This is a genomic window from Phycicoccus sp. M110.8, assembly GCF_032464895.1.
Lineage (GTDB): Bacteria > Actinomycetota > Actinomycetes > Actinomycetales > Dermatophilaceae > Pedococcus.
This window is the reverse complement of the sequence record NZ_JAWDIC010000003.1, coordinates 51,580-70,444: the sequence shown is the minus strand read 5'-3', so window position 1 is coordinate 70,444 and position 18,865 is coordinate 51,580. Positions and strand designations below refer to the sequence as shown.

Below are 18,865 nucleotides of genomic sequence, written 5' to 3'. Positions count from 1 at the left end.
CCCAGCAACTGCTCGGGACGTCCTACAGCAAGCATCGGTCGCACACCGGCCGGAGCCGCGGCCATCAGGTCCAGCGCGCGTGGTGGTCCTGATGGCGGCGTACAACGGGATGCGTTTCATCGCACCTCAAGTGGACTCGATCCTTGGCCAATTTGGCGTGGAAATCACTCTCGTCGTCAGCGTCGACGACAGCACGGACGGCACCCGCGAGTGGGTCGAGGCCTTGGTGCAGAGGGACGCTCGGGTGCAGATGATGCCTTCGCCGGGGCGCCTCGGATCTGCGGCGGCGAACTTCTTTCGGTTGATGTCCGAAGTCTCCGTCGACTCGTACGACTACGTCGCGCTGGCCGACCAAGACGACATCTGGCTCCCCGGGAAGGTCGACCGGGCCGTCGACGTCCTGTCTCGCCACGACGCAGCCGGGTACTCGAGCAGTGTGTGGTCCTGGAGCGAGGATGGTTCGGTCTCACTCGTCGACAAGGCCGGACGTCAACGCGAGTGGGACCACCTCTTCTCCAGTCCGGGCCCAGGGTGTACGCACGTCCTGAGGGCGGACGTCTTCATGAGGTTGCAGCAGGTATTGCTAGAACACAGACGCGTCCTAACCGAGGTTGAGTACCACGACTGGCTGGACTACGCCTTCGTCCGGGAGAACGGCTGGGACTGGTATATCGACACCGAACCGCAGATGCTTTATCGACAACACGACTCCAACCAGATCGGTGCCAACCGGGGTCTCGGCGCCAAGGTGCGGCGAGTGGCTCAACTCCGGCGGGGGTGGATGTGGGAGCAAGCGGCTGCCGTCATCGAGGTGGTCGGTGCGCAGGAGGCGATGCCGGCACGGCTGATGAAGCAGCGCGGTCTGGGGGCGCGTCTGCGCCTTGCGGCGGTTGCTCCCAAGTGCCGGCGCCGGAGGATCGACGCAGGAGTCCTCGCGTTGTCGTTCCTGTTCACGGAACGTCCTACGGTGGAGTCGTGGTGAGCAAGCAGGCACTGCCTCGACGAGTCGTGGTGTGCTGCACAGCCACTCTGCACGGTCATGGAACGGTCCGCCTCCCCGACCGGCTTGACGCCGAAGGGGTCATCGCCGCCTTCTCGGTCGAGACCCCGATCGGCGCCGAGCAGATCCTGCGCGAGCTGGATGAGCCAGGGCGCGAGCTGTTTATCGATGTGGAGCGCAAGCAGGGTGTCGACATCCTCGGCATCGCCACACAGTGCATTCAGCACTCGACCCTGCATCCTCACAAGCCCAACGACGCGACGGTGCGATCCTTGGACGTCTTGGTGACGCACCTGATGGGAGCAGATCTCGGGGCGCTGAAGGTGGGCGTGGTCGGGTCAGGCAACATCGGGTTCAAGGCCGGTCTGCTCTTGGTCGAGCGGGGTGCACGAGTGTTTCTGTACGCCCGCCGGGCAGACGCAGCGCAGCTAGCGGTGGACGCGATCAACGCTATCCTTCCCCGTCACTCATCCACCCAGATCGAGGTCTGGACAGACCAGAAGGTGGATCTGATGATCACTGCGATCTCCGCGCGGGGGGCGATCGGCACTGAGTGGCTGGACAGGTTGTCGGACAAGGCAATCGTGGTGGACGTCGGGATCGGGAATCTCTCAACGGAGTTCCTTGCGGCCATAGTGGAGCGTTCAGCGCATGTGGTGCGGCTCGACACTTCGGCTACCGGCAGCCAGCTGAATACGGGGTCGCCCGACTTCTTCGAGCAGCGCTTCGGACGCGCCCTCCTGGCGGGAGTTCCTGTCGTGTCGGGGGGCATCATCGGCAGTCGTGGGATGGTCGTTGTCGACTCATTCGCCCGCCCGACGCGCGTGCTCGGACTTGCTGATGGTGTTGGAGGTCTGGTGCCACTCGCCCAGCTCACGGACGAGGAGAAGGAGAGCGTCGGTGTTGTCCAAGCGCACCTACCTGGTGATCAAACGGGTCATTGACCGCTGTGCCAGTGGGGCAGTCCTGATCGCTGCTTCGCCGGTCCTGATGGCTGTGGCCGTCAGCATCAAGGCGACCGATCCGGGGCCGGTGCTGTTCCGCCAGCAGAGAGCCGGTCAGGACGGTGTGCCCTTCGAGATCCTCAAGTTCCGCACCATGAATGCGGCGGCTCCAGCGACCTCGGCAGAGGCGTATGCGTGGAGCGACGGAGTGCCTGACGATTTCGTGTTCAAGTCCTCCGGTGACCACGAAGAGCGAATGACCAGGACGGGGAGCCTCTTGCGTCGTTGGAGCTTGGACGAGCTGCCACAACTGGTCAATGTCTGGCGGGGTGAGATGAGCCTCGTGGGTCCGAGGCCGGAGCTGCTGGAGATCGTGGAGTGCTACTCCGCCGATCAGCGCCGACGCCTTGAGGTTCGTCCGGGAATCACGGGTTGGGCGCAGGTGAACGGCCGGTCCGGCATCGACCACGGGCGCAAGATCGCGGCTGACCTCTACTACGTGGATCACGCCTCGCTCGCGTTCGACCTCAAGATCTTGGTCAGGACTCTCAAGGTCGCTCTCACGGGCAGCCACTCTTATTAGGCCATCGGGCCCCACGACTGAGTCTAGGCGTGGGTCGGCGCGATGAGTCTGGCAGGCACGCCCACGGCCGTGTGCCCCGCAGGCACGTCGGCGAGCACCACGGCATTCGCACCGATGATCGCGCCATCGCCGATGGTGATGGCTCCCAAGAGGCAGGCGCCGGCACCGACTAGGACGTCGCGTCCAAGGACGGGACCGCCGGGCATGCCCGACCGGCCGCCGATAGTCACGTTCTGCAAGATCCTGCATCCCGGTCCGATGACCGCCTCGTCGCCGACGACGACACCCAATCCCTTGTGCGGGAATACCACTGTTCGGTCGATGTCGGCGAGGTAGGAGATCTCGCAGCCGTACATGAAGCGGATCAGACGACCCACGACGGAGGGGGCCAAGGGGACGCCACGGCGCCGAAGCCCGCCGGCGAGGTGGATGAGCCGGAGCAGCATCATTTCACTCCAATACGGGTCGCAACGAAGACGTAGGGCTCGGTCAGGGAACGACCCAACAGGCCCAAGCTGGTTGTTCTGAGATCGGTCGCTGCCCGTCGGAACCAGATCCAGTCGTTGTAGACCAACGACGCCAGGAGGGGCGGCACGATGACGCCCCACAAACCCCAGCCGAGGCGTGAGACGGCAAGGAATTGACCGGCAGTTCCGACAAGGGCGGTGATGAAGTAGGCCTTGTGCATCGGGACCCGGTTGGCGGTGCCCAGGTAGCCGCTGACCAGCGCGTATTGGTTGACGGCCCACTCGCTCAGGAAAAAGCACAGACCGTACGCCAAGGGCATCAGGCGCACGTCCGTGCCCAAGAGGTGCAGCCCTGGCGGACCTACGACGAGGGCCAGGGTGCCGAGGCCCAAGATGCTGTACGTCGCACTTCCCAGGACGAGGGCGACCCGAGCCCGCAAGCGGTCCAGATCACCAGTGAGCCTTAGGCTGCTGAACTGGGGGAGAAAGGCGTTGAAGAGGGCGTTGCCGAAGACCTTGATGATTCCCAGGATCTGCACTGTCAGACCCACCGTGGCCGCTTGGCGCAGACCGAGAAAGCCCGAGGAAATGAGGACGGGAGACCACGTCATCACGTACTGGGATAGGCTGACCACTCCCTGACGGGCGGCGTTCGGCCAGATGGTCCTGAGCAGGGCGGAGCGCGAGTATGCCCCCTCCTCGTCCCGCGATTCGTGCAGGAGGCCGGAGCGGCGCCGGAAGTAGCGCTTGGACATCCAGCGGAAGACGAAGGTGGATGCCAAGTAGCTGACCGAGACGCCCAACAAGCCGAATCCTGCTACTAGCGCAGCCGAGGTAAACAGCAGCTGGGCGATCTTGCCCGCCACGTTGGCCTGCCCGGTCTCCGCGACAGCTCCTACGCCCCGCAGCAGCGGGTTCCAGTAGGCCATGGATGTGTTGATCCAGATGGCCGCCACGTAGACCCACCAACTGGTGAGCTGCTTGTCGACGATCGAGCCGGCATGCACCGCATGCTGAACATGCAGGGTGCCGACCGTGGCAGCGAGCAGCAGCGCCGTCGCTCCCACGAGGTGGTACGCCCACTTCGTCGCAGCAACCAGCGAGCGCAGCAGCGGGTAGTTTGGTTGGCCGTCTAGTTGCTGGTCCGTGTACCCCTGCTTCTCAATCGTTGACACACCGCACCAAGCAAATGTGACGTGCCTGGATAAAGTCGCGGAGAGCCCAAAGTCCAGCACCAGGGAGAGTCCGCCGAGAGCGGAATAGACATACCACTGACCGACTTCGTCGGGTGTCAGGGCCCACAGGATCAGGGGGAGGAGCAAGAGATTGACCCCGCTGGACAAGACAAGGTTGGCATAGGTCCAGAAGACATCACGCCGCGCGATACGAATGCCGCTCATGAGTCGGACCACCCTCCCGTTTGGTTCGCGTCATCCAGAGGTCGAATCTGGCCAACAGGAGCAGGGGGATGATTGGGAAGGTCAGAAACGCGGCGATGGTGGAGAAGCTGTTGGTGTGGAACAGCAGGCCCATGACGATGGCAAACGCCGCGACGTACGAGACCGAAGGGTCCTGGTCTGGCCTTTGCAGGTACCTCATGCCGAAGACGGCCGGCGCGAGGCCGAGCGCGGTCGCAAAAGGGCCCAGCACCCAGCCGACGTAGAAGGCGCTCTGGATGGAGGCGGGGGCTATGAAACCACCACCTTCGCCGACGTTCCGTCCTAGATACGTCCAGTTGTAGTACTGGCTCGTCCTGTTGAGTGGGTCGATATGGCTGCTGACGAACGGCACATTGCCTGCCAGGTCGCCGAAAAGCGTGCGCCCGTCGACCGCCGAGCCGTACTGGTGGACGGCCCTTATGCCCATGGCGTACTCCTTGGGCCCCATCAGGTAGGTCGAGAGGTAGTTGGCAGTGTCGCCCAGAGTCGACTGTGCTGACGCCGCGAACGATTTGTGAACGGTGACGACCACGGTGGCGAGTACCAATGCCGACCCTGCGCAGGTGAGAATGAGGGTGCGGGCTTCAGGGAAGGCGATGGCCAGCACGATGATCGCCGCAGCAAGAGGCACAAAGAACGAGGCCCGGCTTGTTGAAATGTAGAACAGGTTCACCACGATGCAGCCGGCCATTGCCACCAAGGGGTGCTGCAGCGAGGGCTTTTTCCGGTATTGCCTCACCGCGATGGTGATCAAGACGCCCGGAACCGCCAAGCGCGCGAGGTTTGCCAGGCTGGACAGGGTCGACGTGCTGGCGTCGTAGCTGCTCGCCAGCTCACGGGCTGTGGCAGTGATGCTGCTGGTGAAGAAGGAGAACCTCTGGCGGACGCTGCCGAGGGTCAGCGCAGCACCCCCCGCGAGCACCAGGGCCAACTGCGGCACGTAGCTCCCCTGCCGGAACGAGATCGCTGCGCGTTGCTCGGTCCGTGCGCGCCGGGTGTACGCCCGCGCGGCTGCGAGCACGGCTCCTGTGATGACCGTTTCGTACGCCATGTAGAGGATGCCCCGACGGTACTCGCCGGGAGTGGGCACCGGCTCAATGGCGAGGTAGAGGCCGCCCGCGCCGACCATGAGCCAAGGGATCACCACGAGGCGCACGAACCACAACGCCACGAGGGAGTACTCGAGCAGACGAAAGCGATCGGTCGATCGTCCGGTGGCAACGACGGCGGACGCGACCGCCACGAAGGTGACAGGCAGGATCCAGATGCTCGGGTAGTCCGGGGCTCCGACCGTAGCGAACTGGATGGTCGCGCCGACGCCGCATGCGAGCAGCACGAACACAACAGAGCGCAGGGCGCGGGTCACGACGACAACTTCACAAAGAAGGGAGTTGGGTCCTCGTCGCGGGTGATGCCGATGTTGGGAAGGATCGTGGCTCGGACGGCAGGATCGAGCGCACTCGCGATGCTACGGGCCAGGTCACCCGGTTTGAACGAACTGATGACGCCGGTACGACCGTCGGTCACCTGGGATCGGGCCGTCTTGAAGTCCGTGATGACAGGTATCACTCCCAGTTCCATTGCCTCGTCGACCGCGGTCGATCGGCCCTCCGACGACGATGGTAGGACGAACACATCCGCCGCCCGCAGGTATTGCGACACGTTGTTCTTGAAGCCACACAGAACGACCAGCTCCTCGAGTCCCAGACGCTCGATCTGGTCCGTCAGTCGTGTTCGCTCGGGACCATCCCCTAGGACGAGCCACCGGAACTCGAGTCCCACGTCGCGCAGCTCGGCAGCTGCTTCCAGAGCGAGACCCAGCCCCTTACCGGGATCGAGACGGCTGACCGTGACGATCTTGGCGCCAGCGCCCGTTTCGAACTCCGGAATGCCGCCCTCATTGTGCTCGTAGAACCGCCACGGCGTCTGGAACTGGTAAGGCTTCGGGCGACGCGCCTTCAGCTCTGGAAAGACCTTTGTGAAGATATCCGCACACTCATCGGACACGGCCAGGCCACCGCGAAGTTGAGAGAGGTAGTGGACGTCCACGCGCCGTGCGATCGGGGTCTGGCTGTAGTCGCCGATGACCCAGTGATAGCTGCGGGACGATTCGACGCAGTCGACCAAGAAGTACGTCGAAGGGCCGGACGACACAGCGAACGCCGCGTCGAAGTGCTCGGCGACCCGTTGCAACCCCGAGCGCCCAGAGAACCAGACCCGTTGGCGCCACGGATTAACAGGGCGGCCAGCAGCACCCGCGAGGATCGCGAAGGCGTACATCAGTATCGACTTCCAGAGCCGGTGCCTGACGAGGCACCACACGTCAGCGGCAACTCGGTCCCGGTTCACTTGTAGGCTGCGTGCCAAAGGCTCCACGTCGATCACTCGAAATCGCTCTTCCAGGTAAGGCCGCAAGTCGCCCCCGGGCTGTAGCGAGATGACCGTGCACGAGAACTGCTCAGGATCGAGTCGGTCCAATAGGCCTATCAGTCCCTTTTGAGGGCCTCCAATGTTGAGGTTGTTGCAAATGAAGGCCACTTTGCGCCTCATCTGGAGCGCCTCCTAACCGACCTACGCTGTTGGAGTCTCTGAGCAAGTCCACGCGCCGTGAGCAGGCAGTGCAGGGTGCGGTACTGACGGGCGCGCATCAAGCGGCACACGACCCTCTTGCCAATGGGCACTGCCTCCCACCTCAGCAGTCGGTAAGCCGGGGTGCGGTCGACCGAGGACAGATTGCGACGCATGACCCGATAGAGCGCTTTCGAGTCGCGAAGGCGACAGGCACGGTACAGGTAGGTCATCGCCGAGAGGTCTCCGTGGAGCTCGGCCAACACCAGTTGTCCTGCGTACTCCGGGCGATCGTTGACTGCCGCACGGAGTGCGTGGTCGACCGCTCGGTAGTTCTCCCACGCCGACGTTAAGGCCGAACGGGTGCGCGATTGTGGATTCCAACGGTAGTGGTAGCCCGCAGAGCCCTTGGCGTAGTAAAAGCTGGTCGTGCGCTCCATAGCTGCAACCGAAAACACGAAGTCCTGAGCGGCCCGGAGGCCCGGTGAGAACAGGATCCCGTGCTCACGGAGGTGTGCCCGCCGAAAGACCTTTGTAACAATGCGGAAGGGCCACTCGCGGGTGAGAACGTCCGTGCTGATGAGCATCGGGAGGATCAAGGAGCGGACTTTTTCAGCGTCGTAGCGGCCCCCGGGCAGTGTCGTCTGCTCTACTGCGTGCTTGCCTGAGCTCGACTCAACCGTCAGGTCGCCCGCCACAGCATCAAAGGTCCCGTGCTGCGTCGGCTGCATCAAGTCCGAGTAAGTGTTGTCAGCGAGCCAGTCATCGGCGTCCACAAAGGTCACGTACTCGCCTTGTGCGTGGTCGAGACCCAAGTTGCGAGCGCGTGAGACACCCCCGTTGGGGATGTTGATCACGGTGAAGCGTTCGTCCTCGTTCGCAAACGCTTCTGCGATGCCGCGCGAGCCGTCAGTCGAACCGTCATCGACGACGATGACCTCGAAGTCGGCAAATGTCTGGCCGGCAATACTCTCCAGGCACTCCAGAAGGTGCGTCTCCGCGTTATATACGGGGACGATGACCGAAAGGAGCGGCCCGTCCTCGGACGCCAGCGAACTCACCGGTCGACGCCGACGCTTTCCCCACGGGGACGAACCGACACGAACGCTTCCTTGCGCATCCACTCCACCGCGCTTGGAGCGTCAGGGTGGACGATCGTCGAGACGTGGGCTGCGGCTAGGGCGGGGACGTCGACGCTGCTGACCAGGGGGTGGGCCGTTTGACGACGACCTTCGTCGGGTGAGAAAAGCTCTTCGCCCAGCTTCTCGCCAGGGCGCAGGCCGGTGTAGGTGATCTCGATGTCGCGACGCCCGCTCATACGGATGAGCGTCTTGGCCACCTCAACGATCCTCACCTGTTGGCCCATGTCAAGGACCATGACCTCGCCGTCCGAGCCGATCGATGCTGCCTCAAGGACAAGCTGGCAGGCCTCGGGGATGAGCATGAAATAGCGCTCGACATCGGGATGGGTGACTGTGATCGGTCCGCCCCGCTCGATCTGGGCCGTGAACGCGTGGACTACAGATCCACGGGACCCCAGCACATTGCCGAAGCGGACCGAGACGTACCGACCAGGCTCCCGGCGCGCGAAGTCAGCAGTGAGGCGCTCGGCGATCCGCTTGCTGTAGCCAAGCACGCAGGTGGGATTTGCCGCCTTGTCGGTGGAGATGTTGACGAACGTGCCGACGCCGACTTCGGCGGCCGCTTGGAGCACGTTGTGGGTGCCTAGAACGTTGCTCTTCCACGCCTCCATCGGGTTGGCTTCGAGCAGGGGCAGGTGCTTGAGAGCGGCCGCGTGGAAGACGATGTCGGGACGGGTCTGGGTGAACACCTCGCGCATGCGGGCGACGTCTCGGATGTCGGCGAGGACGACCGTCTCGGTGTTGAGCAGGCCGTGCCCGTCCAGGCTCATCTGCGTGGACTGCAGGCCGGACTCGTCGCGGTCGAGCATGTAGAGCTTGGCCGGCCCGAAGCGGGCGATCTGCCGGCACAGCTCCGATCCGATCGAGCCCCCCGCCCCCGTCACGAGGATGCTCTTGCCGGCGATCTGGTCGGCGATCACGGCGGTGTCCAGATTAACGGGGCGACGCCCGAGCAGGTCGGCGACGTCGACATTGCGCAGGTGACCGGCCGTCGGCCGTCCTCCGATGATGTCCTTGATGGGCGGCAGGGTGAGCACCTCGAGTCCGGCGTCCTCCCCGAGGCTGGTGAGTTCACGGATGGTAGGGGCCTCCGCGAGCGGAAGGGCGATGATGAGGACCTGCGCGCTGTGCTTCTCCGCCACGGCCGCCATGTCGCTGCGCGTCCCGCGCACGCGGACGCCTTCGAAGCGAAGACGTGCCTTAGCGCGGTCATCGTCAAGGAGAGCCACAGGCGCGTAGCCGCTTCCAGCGTCCCGGATCAGGCTCCGTGTTAGTCGTCGCCCAGCCTCTCCTGCCCCGAAGATGACCGCTCGCTGCTCCTCCTTTGCGAGGAGCGCTTGGCGAGCTCTCCAGGACCGGATGATGAAGCGAGCGGCAAACATGCCGATCATGGCGAAAGCCGGGGCAGTGAACGGAACGCTGCGTGGAATTGGGCTGAGGTGAAAGGCGAAGACCAGGGTGAGCAGCACGAGTGTGGTCAGGGCCACGGTGCGGCCGACGTCGTAGGTCTCCTCGAACGATCCACGCTCGTGCCCTACGGCATACGGGCCGAAGACGGTCCCGAACAGCACTTGGGCGAGGATCGCGCCCACTGAGAACCACGCCATGGCGGATGTGATTGTGAGGTCGAGGTCCAGGTCGTAGCGAAGCCAAGCCGCAAGGAATACCGCGACAAGCCATGCCGAGGAGTCGATGAGGGCCCACGTCCAGCGTGTAAGGCGTTCGCGATGCTGACGTCTACTGGGGGGCATCGGCCCGTCCTCCGTGTTGTTGCCTGACCAAACCTTTGGAAGTTTACAGGTCAAAAGCCGCGGACCTGACCACCTCACCAAGTCCCTTGAGGCCATGTTGACGCGCCTTCGAGGCTGTGACCAGCAGCAACGCCGTTCCGCACGCTAATCGTCCGGGGTGCCCATCAAGTGAGCAGCCCGCGGTACCAATCTTGACAGTCTGCATATCGGGGGAGCAGCCCGGATGCCTGCGCCTCGGCCAAGGAGGGCGCCGAAGCGTCCTTGGGGGACAGCAGCGGCGACTCCATGCCGTCGGGGAGGGTGAGTCCGACCTCGGGGTCAAGTGGGTGGATGCCGTGCTCGCGTCCCGGGTTGTAGGGAGCGGTGACGAGGTACATCGCCGTGGTGTGGTCCTCCAGGGCGACGAAGGCGTGGCCCATGCCTTCGGGGAGGTACACCGCCCGGCGGTCGCGCGTGTCGAGCAGCACGGAGTCCCACTGGCCGAACGTCGGGGAACCCACCCTGATGTCGACGACGAAGTCGATCAGGGAGCCCGTCAACGCGGTGATGTACTTGGCCTGCGACGGCGGGACGTCGGCGAAGTGGATGCCGCGCACCGTCCCGCGCGAGGAGACCGAGACGTTGGTCTGGACGATCCGGGGCGCGTGCCCGACGTGCTCGGCGAGGAGGTCGCCGCGGAACGACTCGAGGAACAGGCCACGTTCGTCGGGGAACTGCCGCGGGGTGACCTCGTAGGCGTCGACAACCGAGAGGGGACGGATCTGCATCAGCCGTCCACTCCCCGCCGGCGCTCGGCGAGCAGCCCGTGCAGGTATCCGCCGTACCCGCTCTTGGCGAGCGACTCGGCGAGCCGGCCGAGCTCGTCGTCCGAGAGCCAGCCGTTGCGCCAGGCGATCTCCTCGACGCAGCCGATCTTGTGTCCCTGCCGCTGCTGCACCACGTGCACGAACTGCGAGGCGTCCATCAGCCCCTCGAACGTGCCCGTGTCGAGCCACGCGGTGCCGCGCTCCAGCACGGTGACGGTGAGGGTGCCGCGCTCCAGGTAGGCGTTGTTGACGCCGGTGATCTCCAGCTCGCCACGCTCGCTGGGCTCGAGCTCGCGGGCGATCTGCACCACGTCGTTGTCGTAGAAGTACAGGCCGGGCACGGCATACGAGCTCTTCGGCTTCGCCGGCTTCTCCTCGATCGAGAGCACCCGTCCGTCCTCGGCGAACTCCACCACGCCGTAGGCCGAGGGCTCGTTGACGTGGTAAGCGAACACGTGGCCGCCGGTGACGTCGGTGTTGCCGCGAAGGGCCGTGCCAAGGCCGGTGCCGTAGAAGATATTGTCCCCGAGCACGAGGGCGACCGAGTCCGAGCCGATGAAGTCCGCGCCGATGACGAACGCCTGAGCCAGGCCCTCGGGCGCCGGCTGCACGGCATACGAGAGCTCGATGCCCCACTGCGAGCCGTCCCCGAGGAGGCGGCGGAACTGGTCCGCGTCATCCGGGGTCGTGATGACCAGGACCTCGCGGATGCCCGCCATCATCAGCGTGGAGAGCGGGTAGTAGATCATCGGCTTGTCGTAGATGGGCATGAGCTGCTTGCTGATCCCGAGGGTGATCGGGTGCAGCCGGGTGCCCGAGCCGCCGGCCAGGATGATGCCCTTCATGGAGGCTGACGTTACCGGGTGACGGGGGACGACCCGGGGTCGGCCGATGTGATTACGCAGATTGTGGCTGCCCGGCGGCGGCACCGGGGCCCAGAATCTGGCGTGCGGAGGGGCGCACAGTTTCGAGGCCCTTGGAGGAGACATGGCCCGTTCTCTCTTCACGCGCGCCGCGGCGGTCGTCGTCCTGGCCGCGGCACTCCTGAACCCGGCCGTTGCACAAGCTGCGCCGGAACCGACCGGTTACATCCCGCTCACGCCGGCTCGGCTCATGGACACCCGTCCCGGTGGCACCACGGTCGACGGACGCTATGCGGGCACCGGAGCCATCACCGGCACCGCCATCCTCGCCGTGACCACCCGCGGAGGGGTGGACACCTTCCAGTTCAACGCCGTGGCGCTCAACGTCACGGCCGTCGCCCCCAGCCGGGACACCTACCTGACGGTGTGGCCCGCGAGCTGCTTCAGCTGCACGCCGCCGAACGCCTCCAACCTCAACGTGCGCAAGGGCGAGGTCACCTCGAACCTCGTCGTCGTCGCCCAAGGCAACGCCGGATCCGTCGCCATCACGGTGGGAGCCGGATCGAGCCACGTCGTCGTCGACGTGGTGGGGTACTTCCCAGACCCCGGTGACCCGCCGCAGGCCAGCTTCCACAGCCTGCTGCCGGCCCGTCTCATGGACACCCGCCCCGCTGGTACGACGGTCGACGGGCAGGCGCAGGCAGGTGGTGCCCTTGCTGCCGGGTCGGAGCGGACCCTGCAGGTCGGGGGTCGCGACGGCATCCCGGCCTCCGGCGTCGGCGCCGTGGTCCTCAACGTGACCGGCGTGGCTCCCACGGCTGCCACCTTCCTCACCGTCTGGCCCACCGGCCAGCCGCGTCCCAGCGCCTCGAACCTCAACCTCAGGACGGGGGAGGTGCGGCCCAACCTGGTCATCGCGACGGTGGGCACGGGCGGGAAGGTGTCCTTCTACAACAACTCCGGGTCGATCCACGTGGTCGCCGACGTCGTCGGCTGGTTCGCCGCAGCCGGGTCCTCGTACACCCCCATGACGCCGGGGCGCCTCCTCGACACCCGGGCCGGTGGCACGACGGTCGACGGGCAGGCGGCGGGCCAGGGACCGTTGGGGCCCAAGGCGGTGCTGGACCTCCAGGTCACCGGCCGGGACGGCATACCGGCCAGCGGGGTGTCCGCGGTCGTCCTGAACCTCACGGGCCTGGCTGCCACCCCCACGTACGTCACCGCCTACCCGACCGGGGTGGCACGGCCGAACGCGTCCAACCTCAACCTCTCGGCCGGTGAGGTGCGCCCGATCCTGGTCATCGTCAAGGTGGGGACCGGCGGGAAGGTGCGCCTCTACAACAACAGCGGCAGCACCAACCTCGTCGCCGACGTGGCTGGCTGGTTCGGGCCGTCCAGCTGATCGGGCCCTCCAGCTGATCGGGCCCTCCAGCTGATCGGGCCGTCCAGCTGACCGGGGCGGCCGGCGGTGCGCCCGCCCGCTCCGCACGCGACAGGGACGGGGCGGCGGCTCGGATAGCCTTGGCGGCATGAAGGTCCTTGTCACCGGCGGCGCCGGGTTCATCGGCTCCAACTTCGTCATCCGCGCCCGTGAGGTCCGGCCCGACTGGGAGCTCACCGTGCTCGACTCGATGACGTATGCCGCGAACCTCGCCTCCCTCGACCCGGTCGCCGATGAGGTCCGCGTGGTCAAGGGCTCGGTGACCGACCCCGACCTCGTCGAGGAGCTCGTCGCGGCCCACGACCTCGTGGTCCACTTCGCCGCCGACTCCCACAACGACAACAGCCTCGACGACCCCTGGCCCTTCATCGACACCAACATCGTCGGCACCTACCAGCTCATCCAGGCGGTCCGCCGGCACGACAAGCGGATCCACCACGTCTCGACCGACGAGGTCTACGGCGACCTCGAGCTCGACGACCCGGCCCGCTTCACGGAGTCCACGCCGGTGAACCCGTCCAGCCCCTACTCGGCGAGCAAGGCCGGCGCCGACCTGCTGGTGCGCGCGTGGATCCGCTCGTTCGGGCTGAAGGCGACGCTCTCGAACTGCTCGAACAACTACGGGCCCCGCCAGCACCCCGAGAAGCTCATCCCACGCCAGATCACCGGGATCCTCGACGGCATCAAGCCCAAGCTCTACGGCGAGGGCCTCAACGTCCGCGACTGGATCCACGTCGACGACCACAATGACGCCGTCATCGCAATCGTCGAGCAGGGCCGGCTGGGGGAGACCTACCTCATCGGTGCCGACGGCGAGATGAACAACCGCGACATCATCGGGTTGATCCTCGAGCTCATGGGCAAGCCGGCCGGCTGGTTCGAGCACGTCCCCGACCGCCCCGGCCACGACCTGCGCTACGCGATCGACTCCAGCAAGCTGCGCGCCGAGACCGACTGGCGACCGGCGCACCCTGACGTGCGGTCGGGGCTGGCCGACACCATCGCGTGGTACGAGGCGAACGAGGACTGGTGGCGCACCGCCAAGGTCGTCGCCGAGACCCGCTACGAGAAGCTGGGGCGCTGAGTGACCCGCTGGGCCGTCACCGGCGCCGGGGGCCAGCTCGGGCTCGACCTCCAGGTGGCGCTGGCGGTGTCGGGTGTCGACGAGAAGTCCGTGACCGCTCTCGAGCGCTCCGACCTCGACGTCACCGACCGTGATGCCGTCCGCGAGGCCGTCCGCGGCCACGACGTCGTCGTCAACTGCGCTGCCTACACCAAGGTCGACGCCGCGGAGACCCACGAGGCGGAGGCGTTCGCCGTCAATGCGGTGGGCGCGGCCAACATCGCCGCCGCATGCCGCGAGACCGGCACACGCCTGGTGCACGTCTCCACCGACTACGTCTTCTCCGGCGACGCCCAGGAGCCGTATGCCGAGGACGCACCGCTCGATCCCAAGTCGGCCTACGGACGCACCAAGGCCGCGGGCGAGTGGGCCGTCGAGGCGCACTGCCCGCAGTCGTGGATCGTCCGCACGGCCTGGCTCTACGGCGGTGGCGGCCCCAACTTCGTAAAGACAATGGCGAGGCTGGCGGCCGAGCGCGACACCCTGTCGGTCGTCGACGACCAGCGCGGCCAGCCCACGTGGACGATGGACGTGGCCGAGGCGATCCTGCGGCTGGTGGGCGAGCGGGCTCCCTACGGCGTCTGGCACGCCACGAGCCAGGGCGAGACGACGTGGTGCGGATTCGCGCGGGCGGTGTTCGAGGGGCTCGGTCACGACCCCGAGCGCGTGCAGGGAATCACGAGCGACCAGTACCCGGTACCCGCGCCGCGGCCGGCCTACTCAGTCCTTGGCCACGACGCGTGGCGGATGGCGAGGATCGCACCGCTGCCGAACTGGCGCGAGAGCCTGGCCAAGGCCCTGCCAGATGTCGTCGCGCTGCAGCCGCCAGCACCTCCCCAGGCCTGACGGCCAGCTCCGTTGGGGGAGCCGGGGGCACCGTTCGACGAGGCGGCGCTGTCGGTGGTCGCACCTAGTGTTGGTTCATGGCGATCCACCACACCGACCTGCCGCCCGCGGGAGCTGACCCCGCAGGGCGGCCGGTGCTTGGTGGGGTGCGAGCGGGTGTGGCCGCGCTGGGTGGGTCGGTGCCCGAGCGCATCTGGGCACTGACCGACGACGAAGTGGCGCAGTCGTTGAGTGGGCTCGCCGACCTTGCCACCGCGACCTCGGCGCTGCTGGTGGCGGTGCTGGCCGAAGCGGGACAGCGCAGTCTCGGCAGTGGGGAGGGATGGGGCACGGTCGACTGGGCGAAGGCGCAGGCGCCGATGCTGCCGGTCCGGATGCTGCTCGACGCCCATGAGGTGGCTCGGGCGATGGGCGACCTGCGGCTGTCCGAAGTGCTCGACGCAGTAAGCGCCGGTGCGTCGTGCGGAGCCCGTGACGAGTCACATCGAGAGTCGGTGCTCCCGGTCGGGAAGGCCGCGCAGCTGGTGCGTCTTCACGCCACGCTGCGGGGGTTGGCAGAGGCGGAGCACCTGGAGTCGGCCACCCGGGAGCTCCTCGATGGGGCCCAGGGTCCGGGTGGGCTCAGCGAGAAGGACGTCGCGACAGCCGTGCGCCGCACCGCAGACCTGCTGCGTCCTGATCGGCTGGTGGAGCACGATGCCGATGTCCGGCGGGCCCACCGGTCACTGGCCAAGTCCAGGGGGCCGTGCGGGATGTCGCGTTACACGCTCCTCCTCGACGAGGAGGGCGCTGCCGTTGTCGACGCAGCGGTCGACGCGCTGTCCCGTCCCCGACCCGATGCCGACACGGGCGAGCACGATCCGCGCACACCTGCTGCTCGACGCGCAGACGCCCTGGTCGACCTTGTCGCTCGTGCCGTGGCCGCGCCCGACGGGCAGCCCAAGCAGCCCAAGGCCATGGTGGCGGTGACCGTGCCCCTCGAGGTGCTGCAGCGGCGGTGTCGCGGCGCAGGTGTCCTGCCAGACGGCTCGCACCTCACTGCCGAGACGGTGAGAAGGCTCGCGTGCGATGCGCACGTGGTCCCGGCGGTGCTGGGTAGCCACGGCGAGGTCCTGGAGCAGGGGCAGGCTGTACGCCTGTTCACGCGACCGCAGGTGCGCCACCTCTGGCAGAGGGATCGGCACTGCACGTTCCCAGGATGCTCCAAGCCGCCCGGGTGGACCGACGCCCACCACCTCGTCCACTGGGTCGACGACGGGCCGAGCGACGTCGGCAACGCCGCGTTGTTGTGCCGGGCTCACCACACGGTCGTGCACCGGGAACGCTATGGCGGTCGGGTGGAGGCAGGGCCGCGCGGCCCGCGGGTGGTCTGGGACCTCAGGCCCGACTCGTATGACGCCTACCTGGAACAGTTCCGTCTGCAGTGCGCTCGGGCAGGATCGCCGCCCCGACCATGACCTCGTCCCGCACCCCGCGTCGGCGGGGTGATTGGCATGCCGCGGTCGTTGTGCCCCCTAAACGGTGGGACGCCGGGTCCGGCGGCGGCGAAGCAGCACCCCGAGCGCGTGGGGGACGCCGACGACCCCTCGGCCCCACCGGCGCAGGCGAAGACCAGCGAGCTGCGCGCGGGTCAGTCCTGAAGCGGAGGTGGACGCGACGAAGTGCTCGGCCGGCGGGAAGAGCGCTCGGCGGAGGACTACGGGCCGATCACGCCACGGCGCGCGGCCGAGCTCGAAGAGCCACGCCGTCGCAATGCCGTGGCCCTGCTGTCGCAGCTCCCAGTCGGTGACCCGCTGCGCTTCTCGGGGCGACAAGGGGTATGGCTCGACGCCGGCCAGGCGGAGGACTTCTGCGCCCGATCGTGAGGCTCCCGCGTCCCGAGCAAGGTCTCGGAGCGCGTCACGGTCGGCGGCTCCGAGATCCCCCAGGGCGGCCGCCAGGTGCGCCAGATCCTCCTGCGACTGCGGCTTCTCGGGGTCTCTGAGGGCGTGGAGTCCCACGACCAGGGACTGCCCCAGTAGGTCTGGCGTGGGCACAGCCCGTCCCGCGACCTCGACGGTGGTCCGGCGTGCCCAGAGTGCCCCGAAGACCGACTCGGGTTCGGCGAGGAAGCCCGGGAAGCTGTAGTGGATGTCGACGTCGATGGGCCACTCGGTGTGGATGTAGTGGGCGGAGTGGTCGAAGGCGAACTCACCGGCATACCGCAGCGTCCCGATAGGGGTGCGCAGCTGCCAGCCGGCCGATTCCGTCGCCGCGCACATGGCTGGGAAGGCCGACGGCTCGACCAGGACGTCGACGTCGCTCGAGCCGCGCGGCGGTCGCACGCCCTGCGCCACCGCGGTAGGGCCCTTGATGAAGAGCGCCCGGGCGCCCACCTGCTCCGCGAGCCGTGCGACCAGGGCGTGGGCCAGGAGCACCGCCTCGTCCTGGCGGAGCTCGGCCTGACCGCCGGGAGTGCCGCTGCCCACCCGCGGAGTATGACACCGGCCACGGCGCGTCAGCGGCAGGTCGCACTAGGGTCGAGCCATGCTCGCCGTCTACGCGAAGTCCCAGTCCGCCGACGACCCGCTGTCCGGCCTGGAGGTGGGGGAGCGCCCCGACCCCAGTCCGCGCGAGGGATGGGCCACCGTCACGCTGCGCACCGCCGGCCTGAACCACCACGACGTCTGGTCGCTCAAGGGCGTCGGGCTGTCCGCCGACCGGCTGCCGATGATCCTCGGCTGCGACGGTGCAGGGGTGGACGAGGACGGCAACGAGGTCATCGTCCACGCCGTCGTGCCCAGCGACGGCTGGCAGGGCGACGAGACCCTCGACCCCCGGCGCACGCTGTTGTCCGAGCTTCACGACGGCACGCTGGCCGAGAAGGTCGCCCTGCCGCGGCACAACCTGGTGCCCAAGCCCGAGGGCCTGTCCTGGGAGCACGCGGCCTGCCTGTCCACGGCGTGGCTCACGGCATACCGGATGCTGTTCACGAACGCCGGGCTCACGCCCGGCGCGACCGTGCTCGTACAGGGCGCTGGTGGCGGCGTCGCCACCGCCCTGGTGCAGCTGGGCGAGGCCGCCGGCTACCGCATGTGGGTCACCTCGCGCGACGAGTCCAAGGCGCAGCGCGCGCTCGAGATCGGCGCAGACCGGGCGTTCGCGAACCGCGAGCGGCTGCCCGAGCGGGTCGACGCGGTGATGGAGACCGTCGGCGCGGCGACCTGGTCGCACTCGGTGAACTCGTTGAACCCCGGCGGGACGATCGTGATCTCGGGTGCCACCTCGGGCGATGCCCCGGCCAAGGCGGAGCTGACCAAGATCTTCTTCAAGCAGCTGCGGGTCGTCGGCTCGACCATGGGCACCCGTCTCGAGCTGGAACGGCTGGCGCGGTTCGTGGTGCAGCGCGGGATCGAGCCGGTGGTGGACAGCGTCCTGCCGCTGGCGGACGCGCGCACCGGGTTCGAGCGGATGGCGAACGGTGAGGTGTTCGGCAAGGTCGTCTTCACCGTCTCGTGAGCCGGCGTTGCCTGCGCATGGAGCCATTTGGTCCGATCTGCCCGGGGTCACCCCTTGAGTCGTTGAGGCGGCTTTCAGGAATCAGGCGTATCAAGGAGACATGACGGAACAACCGCACCAGCCACACTCCCCGGACGAGGTGATCGACCCCCGGTGGACTCGCTTGATGCGGACGAAGCCGGAGACTCCTGCGTCCGAGGCCGGTCCTGGCCACCACCCCCACCTCGGCGACGAGATGCGCGCGATCATCGAGCCGTGGGAGGACGGCCAGCGCACGACCCGCGAGACGCTCAAGGCCCTCAAGGACCTCGCTGACGACGCTCTCTGAGCTGACCCGGCCCCCGACGACGCCCTCCGGGCGTGCCCAGGACCTCGGCGCGCCCAGGGGGCGCCT

General features: G+C 67.2%; 18 protein-coding genes. 9 read left to right on the top strand and 9 right to left on the bottom strand.

The window, feature by feature from the left end; genetic code table 11:
* The first annotated feature begins 79 nt into the window (after positions 1-79).
* Genes RKE38_RS13600 through RKE38_RS13590 form a run of 3 tightly spaced genes read left to right on the top strand, consistent with a single transcriptional unit; the run spans position 80 to position 2,527 of the window.
* The gene (locus tag RKE38_RS13600) at positions 80-982 is read left to right on the top strand and encodes a glycosyltransferase (protein WP_316008023.1); all 903 of its coding nucleotides are present in this window, start codon (positions 80-82) and stop codon (positions 980-982) included.
* Positions 976-1,944 carry a hypothetical protein gene (locus RKE38_RS13595; RefSeq protein WP_316008022.1) on the top strand — a complete coding sequence of 323 codons (969 nt, stop codon included), beginning with the start codon at positions 976-978 and terminating at the stop codon, positions 1,942-1,944. The genes RKE38_RS13600 and RKE38_RS13595 overlap by 7 nt, the downstream gene beginning before the upstream one ends.
* Complete coding sequence (locus RKE38_RS13590; protein WP_316008021.1) at positions 1,901-2,527, top strand: sugar transferase; 627 nt, start codon at positions 1,901-1,903, stop codon at positions 2,525-2,527. The genes RKE38_RS13595 and RKE38_RS13590 overlap by 44 nt, the downstream gene beginning before the upstream one ends.
* A 23-nt stretch (positions 2,528-2,550) precedes the next feature.
* On the opposite strand, the gene RKE38_RS13585 is transcribed toward RKE38_RS13590, so the two are convergent.
* From RKE38_RS13585 to rfbA, 8 genes are all read right to left on the bottom strand, one after another.
* Positions 2,551-2,904 (bottom strand): serine O-acetyltransferase, encoded by a 354-nt coding sequence (locus RKE38_RS13585; RefSeq protein WP_316008020.1) that lies wholly within the window; start codon positions 2,902-2,904, stop codon positions 2,551-2,553.
* A 68-nt stretch (positions 2,905-2,972) separates the two neighbouring features.
* Positions 2,973-4,394 carry an O-unit flippase-like protein gene (gene wzx, locus RKE38_RS13580; protein WP_316008019.1) on the bottom strand — a complete coding sequence of 474 codons (1,422 nt, stop codon included), beginning with the start codon at positions 4,392-4,394 and terminating at the stop codon, positions 2,973-2,975.
* Entirely contained in the window at positions 4,366-5,799 is a 1,434-nt protein-coding gene (locus tag RKE38_RS13575) for a hypothetical protein (RefSeq protein WP_316008018.1), read from the bottom strand. The genes wzx and RKE38_RS13575 overlap by 29 nt, the downstream gene beginning before the upstream one ends.
* Positions 5,796-6,818: a glycosyltransferase gene (locus tag RKE38_RS13570; protein ID WP_316008017.1), complete on the bottom strand. Its 1,023-nt coding sequence runs from the start codon at positions 6,816-6,818 to the stop codon at positions 5,796-5,798. Before RKE38_RS13570 ends, RKE38_RS13575 begins: the two co-directional genes overlap by 4 nt.
* Before the next feature lie 161 nt (positions 6,819-6,979).
* The gene (locus tag RKE38_RS13565) at positions 6,980-8,062 is read right to left on the bottom strand and encodes a glycosyltransferase family 2 protein (RefSeq protein WP_316008016.1); all 1,083 of its coding nucleotides are present in this window, start codon (positions 8,060-8,062) and stop codon (positions 6,980-6,982) included.
* A complete protein-coding gene (locus tag RKE38_RS13560) occupies positions 8,059-9,750 on the bottom strand; it encodes a nucleoside-diphosphate sugar epimerase/dehydratase (protein ID WP_316008015.1) in 1,692 nt (563 codons plus the stop codon). The genes RKE38_RS13565 and RKE38_RS13560 overlap by 4 nt, the downstream gene beginning before the upstream one ends.
* Before the next feature lie 308 nt (positions 9,751-10,058).
* On the bottom strand, positions 10,059-10,661 hold the full coding sequence (locus RKE38_RS13555; protein ID WP_316008014.1) for a dTDP-4-dehydrorhamnose 3,5-epimerase: 603 nt from the start codon (positions 10,659-10,661) through the stop codon (positions 10,059-10,061).
* Positions 10,661-11,545 carry a glucose-1-phosphate thymidylyltransferase RfbA gene (rfbA, locus tag RKE38_RS13550; protein ID WP_316008013.1) on the bottom strand — a complete coding sequence of 295 codons (885 nt, stop codon included), beginning with the start codon at positions 11,543-11,545 and terminating at the stop codon, positions 10,661-10,663. Before rfbA ends, RKE38_RS13555 begins: the two co-directional genes overlap by 1 nt.
* 142 nt (positions 11,546-11,687) lie before the next feature.
* Between rfbA and RKE38_RS13545 the strand changes: the two genes are divergently transcribed.
* The 4 genes from RKE38_RS13545 (at position 11,688) to RKE38_RS13530 (ending at position 16,430) form a co-directional block, all read left to right on the top strand.
* On the top strand, positions 11,688-12,965 hold the full coding sequence (locus RKE38_RS13545; protein ID WP_316008012.1) for a hypothetical protein: 1,278 nt from the start codon (positions 11,688-11,690) through the stop codon (positions 12,963-12,965).
* Between the two features lie 127 nt (positions 12,966-13,092).
* The gene (gene rfbB / locus RKE38_RS13540; protein ID WP_316008011.1) at positions 13,093-14,088 is read left to right on the top strand and encodes a dTDP-glucose 4,6-dehydratase; all 996 of its coding nucleotides are present in this window, start codon (positions 13,093-13,095) and stop codon (positions 14,086-14,088) included.
* A complete protein-coding gene (gene rfbD, locus RKE38_RS13535) occupies positions 14,089-14,973 on the top strand; it encodes a dTDP-4-dehydrorhamnose reductase (RefSeq protein WP_316008010.1) in 885 nt (294 codons plus the stop codon).
* Between the two features lie 77 nt (positions 14,974-15,050).
* Complete coding sequence (locus tag RKE38_RS13530) at positions 15,051-16,430, top strand: HNH endonuclease signature motif containing protein (RefSeq protein WP_316008009.1); 1,380 nt, start codon at positions 15,051-15,053, stop codon at positions 16,428-16,430.
* A gap of 57 nt (positions 16,431-16,487) precedes the next feature.
* Here RKE38_RS13530 and RKE38_RS13525 read toward each other — a convergent pair whose 3' ends face one another.
* Positions 16,488-17,441 carry a nucleotidyltransferase family protein gene (locus RKE38_RS13525; RefSeq protein WP_316008008.1) on the bottom strand — a complete coding sequence of 318 codons (954 nt, stop codon included), beginning with the start codon at positions 17,439-17,441 and terminating at the stop codon, positions 16,488-16,490.
* 58 nt (positions 17,442-17,499) lie between these two features.
* Between RKE38_RS13525 and RKE38_RS13520 the strand changes: the two genes are divergently transcribed.
* Positions 17,500-18,471 (top strand): zinc-binding dehydrogenase, encoded by a 972-nt coding sequence (locus RKE38_RS13520; RefSeq protein ID WP_316008007.1) that lies wholly within the window; start codon positions 17,500-17,502, stop codon positions 18,469-18,471.
* A gap of 166 nt (positions 18,472-18,637) precedes the next feature.
* Positions 18,638-18,799: a hypothetical protein gene (locus tag RKE38_RS13515; protein WP_316008006.1), complete on the top strand. Its 162-nt coding sequence runs from the start codon at positions 18,638-18,640 to the stop codon at positions 18,797-18,799.
* The last annotated feature ends 66 nt before the right edge of the window (positions 18,800-18,865 follow it).